This is a genomic window from Acidovorax sp. GBBC 1281, from assembly GCF_028473645.1.
GTDB lineage: Bacteria > Pseudomonadota > Gammaproteobacteria > Burkholderiales > Burkholderiaceae_C > Paracidovorax.
The window spans coordinates 662178-677032 of record NZ_CP097269.1 but is presented as its reverse complement, the minus strand read 5'-3'; the positions used below and the strand labels follow the sequence as shown (position 1 = coordinate 677032).

The 14855-nt window shown below is 67.6% G+C and carries 10 protein-coding genes; 4 read left to right on the top strand and 6 right to left on the bottom strand.

Annotated elements, in window-relative coordinates:
* The first annotated feature begins 9 nt into the window (after positions 1 to 9).
* From M5C96_RS03100 to M5C96_RS03090, 3 genes are all read left to right on the top strand, one after another.
* Positions 10 to 1356 carry an ABC transporter substrate-binding protein gene (locus M5C96_RS03100; protein ID WP_272567080.1) on the top strand — a complete coding sequence of 449 codons (1347 nt, stop codon included), beginning with the start codon at positions 10 to 12 and terminating at the stop codon, positions 1354 to 1356.
* Between the two features lie 64 nt (positions 1357 to 1420).
* On the top strand, positions 1421 to 3871 hold the full coding sequence (locus M5C96_RS03095; RefSeq protein WP_272567079.1) for a hybrid sensor histidine kinase/response regulator: 2451 nt from the start codon (positions 1421 to 1423) through the stop codon (positions 3869 to 3871).
* Between the two features lie 22 nt (positions 3872 to 3893).
* Positions 3894 to 4325, top strand: coding sequence for an Hpt domain-containing protein (locus M5C96_RS03090; protein ID WP_272567078.1), 432 nt, complete (start codon positions 3894 to 3896; stop codon positions 4323 to 4325).
* Between the two features lie 108 nt (positions 4326 to 4433).
* Here the strand turns inward: M5C96_RS03090 and M5C96_RS03085 are convergent, their stop codons facing one another.
* Both M5C96_RS03085 and M5C96_RS03080 read right to left on the bottom strand, forming a co-directional pair.
* Positions 4434 to 5000 carry a hypothetical protein gene (locus M5C96_RS03085; protein WP_272567077.1) on the bottom strand — a complete coding sequence of 189 codons (567 nt, stop codon included), beginning with the start codon at positions 4998 to 5000 and terminating at the stop codon, positions 4434 to 4436.
* On the bottom strand, positions 4997 to 8845 hold the full coding sequence (locus M5C96_RS03080; RefSeq protein ID WP_272567075.1) for an RHS repeat-associated core domain-containing protein: 3849 nt from the start codon (positions 8843 to 8845) through the stop codon (positions 4997 to 4999). The genes M5C96_RS03085 and M5C96_RS03080 overlap by 4 nt, the downstream gene beginning before the upstream one ends.
* Positions 8846 to 9020: 175 nt before the next feature.
* Here M5C96_RS03080 and M5C96_RS03075 point away from each other — a divergent pair, with 175 nt between their 5' ends.
* Positions 9021 to 9230, top strand: coding sequence for a hypothetical protein (locus M5C96_RS03075; protein ID WP_272567074.1), 210 nt, complete (start codon positions 9021 to 9023; stop codon positions 9228 to 9230).
* 492 nt (positions 9231 to 9722) lie between these two features.
* Here M5C96_RS03075 and M5C96_RS03070 read toward each other — a convergent pair whose 3' ends face one another.
* The 4 genes from M5C96_RS03070 to htpG form a co-directional block, all read right to left on the bottom strand.
* On the bottom strand, positions 9723 to 11138 hold the full coding sequence (locus M5C96_RS03070; RefSeq protein ID WP_272567072.1) for a carbohydrate porin: 1416 nt from the start codon (positions 11136 to 11138) through the stop codon (positions 9723 to 9725).
* A gap of 59 nt (positions 11139 to 11197) precedes the next feature.
* Positions 11198 to 11983 (bottom strand): exosortase H-associated membrane protein, encoded by a 786-nt coding sequence (locus M5C96_RS03065; protein WP_272567071.1) that lies wholly within the window; start codon positions 11981 to 11983, stop codon positions 11198 to 11200.
* Positions 11984 to 11996: 13 nt separating this feature from the next.
* The gene (xrtH, locus tag M5C96_RS03060) at positions 11997 to 12554 is read right to left on the bottom strand and encodes an exosortase H (protein ID WP_272567070.1); all 558 of its coding nucleotides are present in this window, start codon (positions 12552 to 12554) and stop codon (positions 11997 to 11999) included.
* A gap of 156 nt (positions 12555 to 12710) precedes the next feature.
* Entirely contained in the window at positions 12711 to 14699 is a 1989-nt protein-coding gene (htpG, locus tag M5C96_RS03055; protein WP_272567069.1) for a molecular chaperone HtpG, read from the bottom strand.
* Between the last annotated feature and the right edge of the window lie 156 nt (positions 14700 to 14855).

Here is a 14855-nt window from a genome sequence, read left to right as displayed (position 1 = left end):
CTGGCCGGCATGCTGTCCGCCTTCGTTGCCGCGTTGCCCTTTGCCGGCGTGCCCACCCTTCGTCCCGCCCATCCTCAACCGCTCCGGTCCGTTGCGCGGTGGCGGCTTCGCCCCCTGCTGTGGCTCGGGCTGGCCTGGCTGGCCACGCTGGCCGGGCCAGCCCGCAGCGAGCCGGCGAGCGTGGAGGTGTTCCACTGGTGGGTGACGGGCGGCGAGCGCGCCAGCATGGACGCGATCCGCGACTTCACGCGCCAGCGCGGCCTGGCCTGGAAGGAAGACTTCTCGCCCGGCAGCGGCACCGCGCGCTACACCGACGTGCTGGCGGCCCGCGTGCGCGCGGGGCGGGTGCCCACCGCCGCGCAGATGATCGGCTACGAGATCCACGAATGGGCGCGGCGCGGGCTGCTGGAGAACCTGAACGACGTCGCCGCGCGAGAGGAATGGGACGAGGTCGTTCCCAACGAGATCCAGCAACTGTCCAAATGGCAGGGCCAGTGGGTGGCGGCCCCGTTCAACGCGCATTCCACCAACTGGCTCTGGGTCAACCAGTCCCTGGCCCGCCGCCTGGGAGCTACCACGCCGCCCGACACCTGGGACGACCTGATCGCCCTGCTCGACCAGGCCCGCGCCGCCGGCATCCCGCCGCTGGCCATCGGCAAGGAAGCGTGGGAACACACGCTGCTGTTCGAATCGGTCGCGGCCGGCACCGGCGGCGCGGCGTTCTACCGGCGCGCCTTTCTCGACCTGGACCCGACCGCGCTCGACGCCCCGGTCACCACCGTGATCTTCGAGCGCATGCGGCAACTGGCGCGGTACCTGGACGCGGGATTCATGCGCCGCCGCTGGGACCAGGCCACCGACCTCGTCGCCGGCGGGCAGGCCCTGCTGCAGGTGCAGGGCAGCTGGGTGGACGGCGAGTTCAAGGTGCGGGGCCTGCGGCCCGACCGCGACTACCAGTGCTGGCGCTTTCCCGACACCCAGGGCATGTACCTCTTCAACAGCGACCAGTTCGTCTTCTTCAAGCAGCCCGCACGCCAGCGCGCGGCGCAGGAGCGCTTCGCCTCCATCCTCATGGACCCGGACCTGCAGGTGGCCGTGAACGTGCGCACCGGCGCGGCGCCCGCGCGCGTGGACGTGCAGCAGGCCCCGTTCAACCGCTGCGGCCAGGGCGCCATCACGGACCTGCGCGGCGCCAACATGCGCCGCACCCTCATGGGCTCCATCGCCATGGGCAATGCCCACCCCTCGGCGGTGAAGGCCGCCGTGTACGACGTGGTCACCCGCCACCTGCAGGGGCGGCTGGACACGCCCGGCGCCGTGGCGGCGCTGCGCGCCGCCATCGCCCGCAAGCCCTGACCGCGCCACCCGCCCGCGCGACGCGTTCCCCTTTCTGCCTCGTTTTCTCTTTCACGGATCGACCATGCCATCGTCCCGGTACGTTCTACGGTACTTCTCCCACCTGCCGCTCACCGCGAAAATCGTCTTTCTCGTGGGCCTGATGGGCGTCATCTCCACGGCGTCGATGCTCTACGCCACCAGCAAGATGCGCGGCATCGACCAGCAGTACAACGCGCTGATCGCGCGCGAGGCGCAGAGCGCGCTGCACATCGGCGATGCCGCCCTGCTGCTGAGCGAATCGAGCCGCCTCGTGTATGCCGTGCTGACCGAGCAGGACGAGGCCACCATGCGCGCCGCCCTGACCCGCCTGGCCCAGCTGCAGGCCCAGTTCAACCAGCAGATCGACACCACCGAAGCCCTGGTGCCCGCCAATGCCGCGCAACTGCAGTCCATCCGCCAGCGCGCCACGTCGGCCTTCGCGCTGGCCGCGCGCATCGTCGATGCCGCCTCGCGCTGGCGTGGCGACCGGGCACTGCAGATCATCCACGGCGAGTTCGAGCCCGCCCTGCGCGCGCTGCAGCAGAACATGAACCAGCAGCGCAACGACTCCGTCACGCAGTTCCAGGAATCGTCCGTGCGGCTCGGCCAGGTCACGCGCGACACCATCCTGACCACCGCGCTGGCCGTGGGCATCGGCCTGGCCCTGGTGATCGCGCTGTCGTCCTGGGTGGCCGTCTTCCAGATCTCCCGCCCCATCCTGCGGCTCACGCGGCACATGGAGCGGCTCACCGACCGCGAATACGACGACACCGTCACCGGCACCGAGCGGCGCGACGAAGTGGGCACCATGGCCAAGGCACTGCAGGTGTTCAAGGAAAGCATGCAGCGCGCCGACCGCCTGGCGATCGAGGTGGCCGCGAGCGCCGAAGCGCGCCGCCTGTCCGAGCAGCTTGTGGACCTGACCGGCGCCATCCCGGGCGCCGTGTTCCAGATGCACGTGCGCCCCGATGGCTGGCAGCGCTTTCTCTTCGTGAGCGACAAGGCCGCTGAACTGCAGGGCCGCCCCGCGCACGAACTGCTGCGCCTGGAAGGCCCCGTCGAGCAGACCTACGGCCTGCTGCCGTCCGGGCAGGACGCGCTGCGCGAGCGCTTCGAGCACAGCCTGCACACCTTGCAGCCGCTGGACTTCGACGTCGAGGTGGCGCACGGCGACCGCACGCGGTGGCTCAAGACCCTGGCCACCGCGCGGCGCCTGCCCGATGGCGCCGTGCTGTTCAATGGCGTGTGGCTGGACGTCACCGAGCAAAAGAACCAGGCCCGCGCGCTGGCCCAGGCCGCCGAAGAGAAAGCCACCTTCCTGGCCGTGATGAGCCACGAGATCCGCACCCCGCTGAACGCCATCCTGGGCCTGGCCCAGCTCGCGCTCAAGGACGAAGCCCTGGCGCCGCCGCAGCGCGAGCGCATGGACCAGATGTACCGCGCCGGCCGCCGGCTGCTGGGCATCGTCAACGACACGCTCGACTTCTCCAAGATCGACGGCGGCCACCTCGTGCTGGAAACCGTGCCGTTCGAGTTGCCCACCCTGCTGGCCGACCTGTCGGAGCTGTTCGATGACAAAGCCAAGGCCAAGGGCCTGCGTTTTCGCGTTGAGGTCGACCCAGGCGTGCCGCCCCACCTGCTGGGCGACCCGCACCGCATCGGGCAGGTGCTGGTCAACTTCGTGAACAACGCCATCAAGTTCACCGAAGCGGGCGAAGTCGCCGTGACCGTCTCGGTGCACGCCCCCACGCCGGCCGACGACGGTCCGCATGCCGACGGATTGGGCGCGCAAGACGACCTGGTGCTGCACTGCGCCGTGCGCGACACCGGCATCGGCCTCACCGCCGAGCAGCAATCCCACCTCTTCCAGGCCTTCCACCAGGCCGACGCCACCATCACCCGCCGCTTCGGTGGCACGGGCCTGGGCCTGGCCATCTCGCGGCAACTGGCCCTGCTGATGGGGGGTGATGCCGGCGTGCACAGCGCGCCCGGCGAGGGCAGCACCTTCTGGTTCACCGCCCGCGTGCAGCGCAGCGCCCGCCCGGCCCTGCCCGCCCCGGGCGAGCGCGGCGCCAGCGCCCCCGCGGCGCTGGCCGGCCTGCGCGTGCTGCTGGTGGACGACAACGAACTCAACCGCCTGGTGGCCGCAGGCCTGCTGGAATCCGGCGGCCTGCACGTGGACACCGCCAGCGACGGCGCCGAAGCCCTGCGCCGCCTCGACGAGGCACCCGATGGCACCCATTACGACGCCGTGCTGATGGACATGCAGATGCCCGTGATGGACGGCCTTACCGCCACCCGCGTGCTGCGCCAGGACCCGCGCTTCGCCCACCTGCCCGTCATCGCCATGACCGCCAACGCCGCGCGCCAGGACATCGAGCGCACCCGGGCGGCCGGCATGAACGATCACCTGGCCAAGCCGGTGCTGGAGGAACGGCTGTGGGCCACCCTGTCGCGGTGGCTGGTGCCAGGGGGCCGCTGGCGTCCCTGCTGATGCCCCCCTTGCTCCTTCGCTATTGCCGGCAGCGGCGGCGCAGGGGCCAGATCAGTTCATCGCCGCCCCCTCGGCTGCGTTCAAGCACACCACCGCGGCCTTCTTCGACAACAACGCGCTGGAGGAACTGCGAGGCGTGTTCACCGCCAACCGTTTCGAAGCGCTGTTAGCCCGTTTCATCCACGACTGCAGACAGCGGCTGGAGCGCATTAAAGAAGCCCACAGTGGCGAGGACTGGCGACTGTTGCGGCAAGAGGCGCACGAACTGGGCGGAATCGTGGGCAGCTTCGGCCTGAATCGTTTGAGTGAGATCACCCGGGCGCTAGAGGCTGCTGCGCTGAAAGGGCATGGGGCACAGGTGCAGGAGCTGATATTGCGCGGAGAAGAAGCTATGGATCAGGGGTTGCAAAAATTGCAGGCAGAGCGAGAGGCGCAGGTTGGATCAATGTTTTAGGAGGCATTCCCAATGCCTTCCTACCGCCATCGGCACGCCAGGACTGCAGCGCATTCCAACATCATGAAGAGAGATCCACGCTTCTAGAACCGGGCACGCAACTCAAGCCTAGTGCAGCAAGCCTTGCAACAACTCCTTCGCCCGCAGGCTTCCCAACGCAACGGCTGCACGCAACCACAATAACTCTTTGGAGGTGCCTCGCACGTGAGGCTGCTCCGACAACTCGACCATCGCCTGCATTGAACCCAGCTCGGCAGCCCGCTCCAATTTGGCAGACCAATCGACTGGCCGATCAGCATGCCTCGTTGCATCGCAATAAGCGTATAAAGCCTCGCCATTGCCTAAAGCTGCGGCTTGCAACCATAGTTCCAACGCCTCATCTCTAGTTGACTGGAAAAACTCGTCCCACATGCACCGGAGACCGGCGTCATAAAGATCAGCGGCATCACTCAGGCAGCCATGCATTTCCTTTGCGCTCTGCGCCCACTTCATTGCCAATTTCTTGTCGACCGAAGTTGGCCCACCTCGCGAGTACACGTACACCAAAGTCAGCTTCGCTAAATAGCAACCCTGCTCGGCGAGATCCGTTGCGATAGACATTCCCAACTGAGCGATTTCGATATCTTCGCTGCAACACAGCAAATGAGCGGCTTCTGCGGCTTGGCGGTAGGTCATTCCCGCCCCCTGGCAACGCCACCACCCATGAGTCGCGGCAGCATCGTACGTGCTCTGACGTTTTGCAGCCGGGGGCCAAGTTTTCCATCATTGAATACTTGCATTTGTGCACGCTTAAGGTATTGCTTTTCGCCTTCTTTCAGCTTGTCCAGAGCATCTTTAAATGGCCCGGTGCACAACTTTTCATCTCCTGGATAGACCTGAAACGTCCCAGTCAAAATCCTGGGGCCTTCTCGCCCATTCATAAAGGTATGAACATGATGTCCTGCGCCTGTCTTGGAGCCATGCTCAGCACGAAAGTCAGTAGCAGGTGGTCCTGGGTAAGCGACAAAAGTCACAGGACCGAGGTTGTAGATGGTTTCTAAACCTTCAGGATCGATATAGCTTAGAGGGTTCCCTTCCACATAAGCAAAGCGATTCCACCCGCCATCCAGCCCGATCGGGTCGGCCTGGAAGTACCGCCCCGAAGGCGGGTCATAGGAGCGGTTCAGGTTGTAGTTCAGTTGGGTCTCCTCATCGAACACCTGCCCCGGATACCGCAGGTCGAACTTGATGGCTTCCGCATAGGCTGCACTGCCCTGCCCGCTTTGCGTGTAGCCGGTCGCTCCCGTCGTCGGGTTCGCCTCCCCAAACCCCGTGATCAGCCACTGCCACGCCACCTGGCCCTGCGTGTTCGTCAGCCTTCTCGGCGTGTTCAGGTGGTCCGCATCGATGGCGTACAGCCTGCCGTTGATCTGCGCGGCGATGGGCATCGGCCCGTTCGCGGTGGGCAGGTAGATCACTTCGGTGCTGTCCATCTCGCCCGCCGGTGCCGCGCTGTCGCCGCTCCGCCGGCTGCCGTACTGCCCCAGCACGGTGCTGCCGATGCCGTCCTCCGCATAGACGGTCTGCTGGGTGATCGCCGGGTTGTTGGCCCCGGACAACCTCGCATCGCTCTTGAACACGCGCTGGCCCAGGGCGTTGTAGGTGTAGCTCACAGCCAGTGCGCTGGCTGGGTCGGCGCTCGGCCCCGCCTTGGCAATGCGGCCGTCCACGCCGTAGTGCAGGTAGCTGTCGCCCTTCCTCGTGATCGATCCGGTGGCGTCGTGGTTGTAGCTGACGTTGGTGGTCTGCGCGCTGCCGCCCGCGGGCGTGAAGGTCTGCGTGTAGCCGCCCAGGCGGTTGCTGGTGCTGGCGAGTTGATAGTCGCGCTGCAGCGTGGCGGTGCCCCCTGCGGTGCTGCTGCTGTAGTAGCTCTGGCTGCGGTTGCCGTTGGCATCCCACGCGTAGCCGCTGGCGTTGGCCCCGATGGTGTCGCTCAAGGCCGCTCCGCTGGGCAGCGTGAGGGTATTGGGTGCGCTGTGCGCGCTGGCGGTGAGCCGGCCCACCGCGTCGTAGCTGTATGCGCTGGTGAGCGCCACCTGCTGCGCCACCGTGCTGCTTTGCGTGGGCAGCATGTGCTGCTGGGTGATCTGCGCGATGCGCCCGGCGCTGTCCCAGGTCAGTTGCAGCAGGGCGCTGGCGGCCAACTGGCCCGCGCTGGTGTAGCTGCGCTGCTCGGCCAGCGGCGCGGGGTTGCCGGGGGTCTGCACGAAGCCGGGCCATTGCCAGCCGGTGGCCTGGCCCAGCGGGCTCCAGGTGATGCCGCTGACCAGCGGCTGGCCGTTCCACTGCAGACCCGTGAGTTGACCGGTGGCGTCGTACTGGTGCACCAGTTGGCGGCCGCTGGCGTAGGTGATGCGGGCGATCTGCCCCGCGCCCGCGCTGCCGGCAGGAACGTATTGGTAGCCCACGGTGCTGCTGCTGCCGTTGGCCAGGACCTGCGTGCGCGCGGTGATGCGCCCTTGCGCGTCGCGCTGGTAGCGCGTGGTGACGCCCGCGTCCTGGATCTCGCTCAACGACCCCACGCTGGCGCTCGGGCTGCCGCTGGCGTTGTACTCGGGCCCGGGCAGGTCGTAGCGCAGCACGGTGGTGCGGCTGGCCCCGCCCAGGCTGCTCACGATCTGCGTGGGCCGGCCCAGCGCATCGCGCGTGATGGCGGTGGCACGCCCCAGCGCGTCGGTGAGGCTTTGCGGCAGCCCCAGGCTGTCGTAGGTGCGCGTGAGCGTGCCGCTGTCGGCGCTGGCTTCCTGGCTGGCATTGCCCAGGGCATCCCGCGTGTAGCTGGTGGCCACGCTCTTGAAGTCCGTGGCTTTGGTGACGGCATCCTGGGCGTTGTATTCCAGCGCAGCACTGGCGTTCTGCGCGTTGGTGAGGGTCTTCACGCGCCGCAGGGCATCCAGCCCGAGCGTGGTGCTGCGGCTGGCGCCCCCCACGGTCTCGGTGCTGCGGACGAGGTCGCCGTTGGCGTCGTAGCCATAGCCGCTGGTGCTGACCGTGCCCGTGGCGGCCGAGCCGATGGTGACGCTCTCCACCCGATTCAGGCTGTTGATGGTGCGCGCGACCGTCCATGCGGCCTGGCCTTGCGCATCGGTGATGCTCTCATTGATCCGGTTGCCCATGCCGTCCAGGGTGTAGCTGGCGCTCGCCCCCCGGTTGTCGCTCCAGCCGGTCAGGCGCTGCGCGGCGTCGTAGGTGTAGCTGGTGGCGTAGCCGCTGGCCACGCTGGCGCTGGCCAGTTGCCCGCTGGCGGTGTAGGTGTAGCTGCTGACCTCGTCGCCGCGCTGCGCCCGTGTGAGCCGCCCGCGCGCGTCGTACTGGTAGCTGCTCACCAGGCCCGTGGGTGCGGTGTGGGTGAGCACCCGGCCGGCCGCGTCGTGGGTGTACAGGCTGCTCTGGCCCAGCGCGTTGGTGGCCTGGGTGAGGTGGCCCGCGCTGTCGTAGGCGTAGGTGGTCACTGCGCCGCCCGGGTCGGTCTCGCTGGCGATCAGCCCCGAGGGGTGGTAGGTCCACACCCACGTGCGCGAGACGGGCGGGTTCACCGAGGTGTCCTTGATCGTCTGCGTGAGGGCGTTGCCCTGGCCGTCGTACGTGTAGGCCGTCTCGCGGCCCGCCTCCGTCACCTTGACCGGCAGGCGCCACTGCGGGTGCCATTCGGTGCTCGTGGTGCGGGCATCCGCCGTACCGCTGGCCTGCGTGGTGCTCAGCGGCACGCGCCTGCCCGCATCCCATTGGTACGTCGTCACGCTTCCGAGAAAGTCCGTCTCGGAGTCGATCAGCCCTTGCGCGTTCTGCACCCGCTGCGCGGCATCGGGCTTGCCCAGTGGATCGGGCTTGCTGGCACCACTGACGACCAGTTTGCCCAGGTTGAGGCTGTAGTTGAAGGTGCGCGCCGTGCCCAGGGGGTCGATGACGGTGGCGCCGGAGCCATCGGCTGCCGGATAGCTCACCTGGTAGCGGTTGACGCTGCCGGCCAGCTCGGTGCTGGTGGCCCGGCCCGTGCTGTCGTAGCCGAAGGTGCCCCAGCGGGCGCCGGTCTCGTCCACGATGCCGGTGAGGGCCTGCAGGAAGCCCGCATCCTCGTACAGGAAGGACCGGCTCTTGCCATCGGGATAGGTGACGCTGGAGAGCCGGCCGCTACCGTCGTAGGCATAGCGGATGACTTGCTGATCCGGTGTCGTAACAGAGGTCAGCCGGCCCGACGGTTGGTAATCAAGCAAGAGCTTCTGCCCGAACGGATTGGTGATGGAGGCCAAGAGTCCATAAGCGTGGTACGCGTAGGACGTCACCCAGCCGTTGCGCGCCGTGACCGACTGCAGCTTGCCGCCGCTGCTGAACTGCAGCGTGGCGTCGTCGTCGCTGCGCTGGTAGGTCCAGGTGCCGGAGGCCGATTGCGTCAGCACGTCGTTGCTGGCCGTGGTCCACGTGCTGCTGCCCGTCGCCTTGAAGAAGGTCCGCAGATGGCCCTCTCCCGTCGTGATGCTCACGCTGATTCCGGTGGCCGCACTGCTGGCCAACAGAAACGCTTGGTGATTGTGGCTCCAGGCCATGCTCAAGGGCCCTTCGGGCCGGCCCGGGTCTTTGCCCCAGGTGCTTTCGTACCGCCGAGTAAAAGACAGCGCCGCAGGCCCTTGCCCACTCCAATCAGTCTCGGAGCGGACCTTGGCTTCGTTCGACGGCATGATGGGCTGCCCCACCTCCACGCCGGAGGCCCTGCAGGAAAGTACCGGTGGTTCGGGCGTGGCGGCAATGCAGGCGTTGGTGGGCACGTCCTCGGCGAACCCCGGCTGGCAGGCACAGGTGCCGCTCGCCGTGGCGGTGCTGTTGGGCGGGCAGGACAACGTAGATTGTTTCCAGATGGGGGCCCAGTAATACGCCGGGCCCTCAGAGGAGTCGACGGCGCAGTAGTCGCCTGCGACCGCAAAGCCTGTGGCATTGGAATAGTGGCCGGCAAACCATGCGCAGTACGCCTCCTTGGTGGCGAACTTCGGGTTTCCCGTCGACCAAGCGTATAGAAAGCTCTTTTGCAGTTCCGCATGCGCAGCGAGACTGCCTGTGAGCATGAGTAGGCCCAACGCAGCGCGTAACAGTGCCCGCGCCATCGCGCAACGGCAAAACCCGCTCAGCCGGCGCATGACAAACGCTGTCCACCCTAAAAAACCGCCTTGAGGTCCAGTGGCTCTGAGCACCGGCATGCCAAACACAGGACAGCCCACAGTCAAGGCACTTTCAACCGATGCCTCATTTTTCGCACATTGCATTTCTTCTCCCGCCTGCTGTTTTGTCTAATGCCCAAAAAACTGAATTATTAGTCACGAATCAATTGATTCACAAGCAATCAATGCATGCATGACCAGCCGCCCCTCAAAACTCCGCATGCACCCGCACCGACACCACATCCACCGGCCCCCGGTCGCGGTTGTAGCCCGGGTGCACGATGTGCTGCACCCCCAGCGACACGGCGGACTGCAGCGGCCCGCCCGGCATCACCACCGGGGCGAACGTGAACCGGTAATAAGCCTCCCACACCCGCTCGCTGCCGTAGCGCAGGGCGCCGTCGCCCAGAAACGCCCCCAGCCCCCCGGCCGCCAGATAGTTACGGTGGTCGGCCGACAACCCGTTGACCGCCAAGGCGGCGCCCACGCGGTCGGCGGCGCGGCCCCAGGCGGCGCCGCCGATCTGGCCGCCGAAGGACAGCTGGCGGTCGATCTCGGCGAAGGCGTACGTCTCCTGGCGGCCGCTGCTGCGGCTGGCGCGCACGAAGACGCCGGCGTCTTCGGCCAGCGGGGCCTCCAGGGTCAGGGCCCAGCCGGTCTTGGTCTGCAGGCGGCGCACGGCGCCGACGTCCGGCGTGCCGCCAACGGCCCGGGACGCGGCCAGCGCATCGGCGAACGCCCCCATGACGGCGCGGTTGCGAAACAGCAGCACGCGCCCGCGCAGCGGGCCGGCGGGCAGGGCCACCGGCAGGTCGGATTCGGCCTCGATCTGGTCGCCGTAGTGCTTGGTCCACGAGCGGTCCAGCGGCTGGCCGTTGGATTCGCGCGGCTGCAGGGCGCGGCCACCGCGCACGGCCCACTGCGGCGTGCGGTATTCGAGGATGCCGGCCCAGGTGTAGCCGCGCGCATCGGCCGCGTAGTCCCAGGCGCCGGGCGTCAGGAAGGACCAGTTGAAGAACTGCTCGCGCGGGTCCTTGGCGTAGGGGTTGTTGTCGAAGTAGTCCAGCAGCGAGATGTTGCCGGCCACCAGGGTCCACCGGCGCGCGCTGGCGCTGCCGCCCAGTTCGTTGAAGTCGGGCTCGATGCGTTCGGTGTCGCCGCCCGCGTCCCAGCGCTGCAGCAGGAACAGGCGCGCGCGATAGGCCTTGATCTGCGCGCCCGAGGTGCGGGCCAGCTCGCCGTTGGAAAGCCCGCCCGCGCCCGACAGGTGCGACAGCGGCACGCCCTGCCCCGCCTCGGGGTTGAAGTGGATCTGCGCGCCGCTCCAGGGGCGCAGCCCGAGGTCGGCGGTGGCGGTAAAGGAATACGAGCGCTCGGCAGTGGGCACCAGGCTGTTGGGGCCGGTGTAGGGCGCATCGAACGAGGGCTTGTGCTGCCAGACGTAGGTGGTCTGCGCATGCAGGGCCCAGGGGGGCGGGTCACCGTCCGCCGGGTTGCCGCCGGCATCGCCGGACGGGGCGGCCAGGGCCTGGGCAGCGAGGACGGCCGCGGTGCCACCCAGCGCGGCTTGCAGCACGCGCCGGGGCCCGAAGCCACGGAAGAAATGGGAGAGGAGCAACAGCATGCGGCGGCATTCTGTCAGGCCCCGGTGGCCTGCGCGTGTCCGCGCGACCGCCGCGCGCTTCAGCGTGGTTTTTTGCGCACAGGCAGGGTGGCTGCGGCGCTGGCCGAGACCTTGCCACCCAGCCCGGGCGGCACGTGGGGGACCGGCTCAGGGATGGCGTCCGCAGGCTCGGCCACCACGCCCGCGGCAGGCTCGGGCGATGCCACCACCGCCGCTGCAGCCGGCACGGGCGCAGCGGCGCGCGCAGCCGGCAGGGAGCGGCGCCAGGCCTCGATCACCACCTCGTTGACGAACTGCCGGTCCAGCCACAGCCACAGCACCATGGGCGCGAGCGTGGGCAGCACCAGCACGCCCACCTGGTAGCCGTACACCAGCGCCTCCAGTTGCCACTGGGCGACCTTGAGCACGCGCACGTCAAGCTGCGCCGTCAGCACCACCTGCATGAGCAGGTGCATCACCAGGCTGAAGGCCTGCAGCGGCACGAGCAGCGCGAAGCCGGCCAGCGCGCGCCAGGTGCGGCCCGGGCCGCGCGCGGTCAGCAGCAGGGCGAGGAAGATGGGCAGGCCGTAGGCATAGCGGCCGGGGTCGGATTCGACGGTGATCTCGACCAGGCGGTTGCCGGTCTGCGGCGTGGCGACCGCCACCGAGGTATCGACCTCGAACGCCCCGGGCCGCAGCCGCGTCTCGCGCACCCAGCCGGGGGCAGCATGCTCCAGGACCGCGCCGGCCACCATGCCCACGGGGTACGAGGTCCAGGGCGAGACCCGGATCCACAGCAGGGTGAGCAGCACCACCCCGGCGAACAGGCCGAGGACGAAGATTTTCAGGCTGGCGGCGCGGCGCATGCGGTGCCGCGGATCACGCCGGCACGGCCGCAGGGGAGGTGGACGGCGCCGAAGGCGGTGCCGCCGGCGGCTCGTTCGGCGGGGCGCCCGCGCCGCCCCGGCTGCCGGCCCGCACCCACAGCAGCCAGACGATGAGCACGTCCACCATGATGAGCGCCTGCCAGAGGTATTCGTGGGCGAAGTTGAAGATGGCGGTGTTCCACTGCCCCAGGTAGAACAGGCTGACCACCCGCACGATGTTCATGGCCTGCACGGCCACGAAACCGGCGACCAGGCCGACCAGCTTGTGCCGCCAGGTGGACGGGAACGCCATGACGGCGGCGAACAGCACGATGCACGCCTCGATGCCGTTGCAACCCGCCTCGATGGAGACGCCGAAGCCCGTGGCCTGGTTCCACAGCACCTTGCCCGAGGCGGCGGCCGAGCTGTCGAACCAGGTGACCAACCCGGCGCAGATGCGCGCCAGCAGCGCCGTCCACGGCAGCACCAGGTGCTGCTGCACCCAGCCCAGCATGTTGATGCCGAACATCGTCAACTGCAGGGTCAGGAAGAGCAGGAAAAAGCGCAGCATGGCGGCGGCCTCGAAGGGGTGGCGTTTCAGACGGGCGCATTATCGGCCAGCAGGCCCGCCGCCATGCAAAAAGCCCGGCCTCCCAAGAAGACCGGGCTTTTGTTTGCTACTTATTTAATAGCAATACGCCCTAGTGGATCATGCGCTGGAGGCCGATCAGGCCAGCAATGCATTCACGCGCTTCACATAGGCTGCGGGGTCCTCGGGCAGGCCGCCTTCGGCCAGCAGCGCCTGGTCGAACAGGATGTGCGCCAGGTCGTGGAAGTGCACGCTGCCGTCCAGCTTCTTGACCAGGGCGTGATCGGGGTTCACCTCCAGCACGGGCTTGGACTCGGGCGCCTGCTGGCCGGCCTGCTTGAGCATGCGCGCCAGCTGGGTGCTCATGCCGTCGTCCTGCACGACCAGGCAGGCGGGCGAATCGACCAGGCGGGTGGTGGCGCGCACGTCGTCGGCCTTGTCCTTGAGGGCTTCCTTGAGCTTGGCCAGCAGCGGCTTGAAGGCCTCGGCGGCTTCCTCGGCGGCCTTCTTCTCGGCCTCGTCCTGCAGCTTGCCCAGATCGACCGCGCCCTTGGCCACGGACTGCAGCGGCGTGCCGTCGAAGTCCTGCAGGTAGTTCAGCGCCCACTCGTCCACGCGGTCGGTCATCAGGAGCACCTCGATGCCCTTTTTCTTGAAGACTTCGAGCTGCGGGCTGTTCTTGGCAGCGGCCAGCGTGTCGGCGGTGATGTAGTAGATGGCGTCCTGGCCTTCCTTCATGCGCGCCTTGTAGTCGGCGAACGAGACGGTGACCGCATCGCTTTGCGTGGAGGCGAAACGCAGCAGCTTGGCCAGGCGCTCGCGGTTGCCGAAGTCCTCGCCCAGGCCTTCCTTGAGCACGGCGCCGAATTCGGCATAGAACGCCGTGTACTTGCCTTCCTTGGCCTTGTCCTCGTCGCTCACCACATCGGTCACGCCGTCGGCGCCTTCTTCACCGGCGGTGTGCTTGTCGTGCTTGGCCAGGTCTTCCAGCATGCCGAGCACGCGCTTGGTGGAGCCTTCGCGGATGGCGCGCACGTCGCGGCTTTCCTGCAGCAGCTCGCGGCTCACGTTGAGCGGCAGGTCGCTTGAGTCGATCACGCCCTTCACGAAGCGCAGGTAGGTGGGCATCAGCGCCTCGGCGTCGTCCATGATGAACACGCGCTTGACGTACAGCTTCACGCCGGCCTTCTTGTCGCGGTTCCACAGGTCGAACGGGGCCTTGGCGGGCACGTACAGCAGCTGCGTGTACTCGGTGTTGCCCTCGACGCGGTTGTGGCTCCAGGTGAGCGGGTTCTCGTGGTCGTGGCTGATGGCCTTGTAGAAGTCCTGGTACTGCTCTTCGGTGATGTCCTTCTTGGGGCGGGTCCACAGGGCGCTGGCCTTGTTGACGGTTTCCCACTCGCCGGTCTTGACCATGCCGCCGGGCTGGCGGCCGCCGTTTTCGTCACCGGGGTTGATCAGCTCGCCCTCTTTCCACTCTTCCTTTTCCATCAGGATGGGCAGGCTGATGTGGTCGGAATACTTGCCGATGATGGACTTGATCTTCCAGGCGTTCAGGAACTCTTCGGCGTCGTCGCGCAGGTGCAGGATGATGCTGGTGCCGCGCTCGGGACGGGTGATGGTCTCGACCTCGAAGTCGCCCGTGCCGCCGCTGATCCAGCGCACGCCCTGCTCGGCGGGCAGGCCGGCCCGGCGCGATTCCACGGTGATCTTGTCGGCCACGATGAAGCCGGAATAAAAGCCCACGCCGAACTGCCCGATCAACTGGCCCTGCTCGGACGCGGTGGCCTTCTGGTCGCCCGAGAGCTTGCCCATGAAGTCCTTGGTGCCGCTCTTGGCGATGGTGCCCAGGTGGTCGATGGCCTCCTGCTGGCTCATGCCGATGCCGTTGTCGGTGATGGTGAGCGTCTTGGCGTCCTTGTCGAAGGCCACGCGCACCTCGAGGTGGGGCGCGTCTTCGTACAGGGCGTTGTTGTTCAGGGCCTCGAAACGCAGCTTGTCGCAGGCGTCGGACGCATTGGAGATCAGCTCGCGCAGGAAGATTTCCTGGTTGGAGTACAGCGAATGCGTGACCAGGTGCAGCAGTTGCGCCACTTCGGCCTGGAAGGAATGGGTCTGTTTGCTCATGGTGTGGATTGGGAGGTCGGGGTCATTCACAAAAAGAGGGATGCCCCGGCAGTTCGGGGCAAGCGCCGCATTATCAAGGCTGGCGGGTCCATCCCCGGCCGAGGCGCCGCCCCGGGGCACCGGCGACCATTGAACTCCGGGCGCGCGCCCCGTTCC

Coding starts and splice junctions, on each gene's coding strand:
- M5C96_RS03095 (WP_272567079.1), top strand. CDS start 1,421: ATGCCATCGTCCCGGTACGTTCTACGGTACTTCTCCCACCTGCCGCTC.
- M5C96_RS03070 (WP_272567072.1), bottom strand. CDS start 11,138: ATGCTGTTGCTCCTCTCCCATTTCTTCCGTGGCTTCGGGCCCCGGCGC.
- M5C96_RS03085 (WP_272567077.1), bottom strand. CDS start 5,000: ATGACCTACCGCCAAGCCGCAGAAGCCGCTCATTTGCTGTGTTGCAGC.
- M5C96_RS03065 (WP_272567071.1), bottom strand. CDS start 11,983: ATGCGCCGCGCCGCCAGCCTGAAAATCTTCGTCCTCGGCCTGTTCGCC.
- xrtH (WP_272567070.1), bottom strand. CDS start 12,554: ATGCTGCGCTTTTTCCTGCTCTTCCTGACCCTGCAGTTGACGATGTTC.
- M5C96_RS03100 (WP_272567080.1), top strand. CDS start 10: ATGCTGTCCGCCTTCGTTGCCGCGTTGCCCTTTGCCGGCGTGCCCACC.
- htpG (WP_272567069.1), bottom strand. CDS start 14,699: ATGAGCAAACAGACCCATTCCTTCCAGGCCGAAGTGGCGCAACTGCTG.